The organism is Microbacterium sp. NPDC055665 (assembly GCF_053618035.1).
Map to the genome: position 1 here is coordinate 1 of NZ_JBSHGY010000023.1, position 1,697 is coordinate 1,697.

1 rRNA gene is annotated in these 1,697 nt (G+C 56.3%); it reads left to right on the top strand.

The window, feature by feature from the left end:
• A 23S ribosomal RNA gene (locus ACWGO6_RS19135) occupies positions 1–1,697 on the top strand; the annotation flags it as partial.

A 1,697-nucleotide genomic window follows, 5' to 3' on the forward strand; every position in this document is an offset into this window, starting at 1 on the left:
ACCTGAAACCGTGTGCCTACAAGCCGTGGGAGCGTCGCGCATTGAGTTTACTCAGTGCGTCGTGACTGCGTGCCTTTTGAAGAATGAGCCTGCGAGTTTGCGGTGTGTAGCGAGGTTAACCCGTGTGGGGAAGCCGTAGCGAAAGCGAGTCCGAATAGGGCGATTGAGTTGCACGCTCTAGACCCGAAGCGGAGTGATCTAGCCATGGGCAGGTTGAAGCGGAGGTAAGACTTCGTGGAGGACCGAACCCACCAGGGTTGAAAACCTGGGGGATGACCTGTGGTTAGGGGTGAAAGGCCAATCAAACTCCGTGATAGCTGGTTCTCCCCGAAATGCATTTAGGTGCAGCGTCGTGTGTTTCTTGCCGGAGGTAGAGCACTGGATAGGCGATGGGCCCTACCGGGTTACTGACCTTAGCCAAACTCCGAATGCCGGTAAGTGAGAGCGCGGCAGTGAGACTGTGGGGGATAAGCTCCATGGTCGAGAGGGAAACAGCCCAGAGCATCGACTAAGGCCCCTAAGCGTACGCTAAGTGGGAAAGGATGTGGAGTCGCAGAGACAACCAGGAGGTTGGCTTAGAAGCAGCCACCCTTGAAAGAGTGCGTAATAGCTCACTGGTCAAGTGATTCCGCGCCGACAATGTAGCGGGGCTCAAGCGTACCGCCGAAGTCGTGTCATTGCAGCAATAGGGCCAACGCCCGCTGTGATGGGTAGGGGAGCGTCGTGTGCCGGGTGAAGCAGCAGCGGAAGCTAGTTGTGGACGGTTCACGAGTGAGAATGCAGGCATGAGTAGCGATACACACGTGAGAAACGTGTGCGCCGATTGACTAAGGGTTCCTGGGTCAAGCTGATCTGCCCAGGGTAAGTCGGGACCTAAGGCGAGGCCGACAGGCGTAGTCGATGGACAACCGGTTGATATTCCGGTACCCGCTTTGAAACGCCCAGTACTGAATCAGGCGATGCTAAGTCCGTGAAGCCGGCCCGATCTCTTCGGAGTTGAGGGTAGTGGTGGAGCCGACGAACCAGACTTGTAGTAGGTAAGCGATGGGGTGACGCAGGAAGGTAGTCCAGCCCGGGCGGTGGTTGTCCCGGGGTAAGGGTGTAGGCCGAACGGTAGGCAAATCCGTCGTTCATTAAGGCTGAGACCTGATGCCGAGCCGATTGTGGTGAAGTGGATGATCCTATGCTGTCGAGAAAAGCCTCTAGCGAGTTTCATGGCGGCCCGTACCCTAAACCGACTCAGGTGGTCAGGTAGAGAATACCGAGGCGTTCGGGTGAACTATGGTTAAGGAACTCGGCAAAATGCCCCCGTAACTTCGGGAGAAGGGGGGCCATCACTGGTGATCGGATTTACTCCGTGAGCTGGGGGTGGCCGCAGAGACCAGCGAGAAGCGACTGTTTACTAAAAACACAGGTCCGTGCGAAGCCGTAAGGCGATGTATACGGACTGACGCCTGCCCGGTGCTGGAACGTTAAGGGGACCGGTTAGTCACATTTCGGGGTGGCGAAGCTGAGAACTTAAGCGCCAGTAAACGGCGGTGGTAACTATAACCATCCTAAGGTAGCGAAATTCCTTGTCGGGTAAGTTCCGACCTGCACGAATGGCGTAACGACTTCTCGACTGTCTCAACCATAGGCCCGGTGAAATTGCACTACGAGTAAAGATGCTCGTTTCGCGCAGCAGGACGGAAAGACCC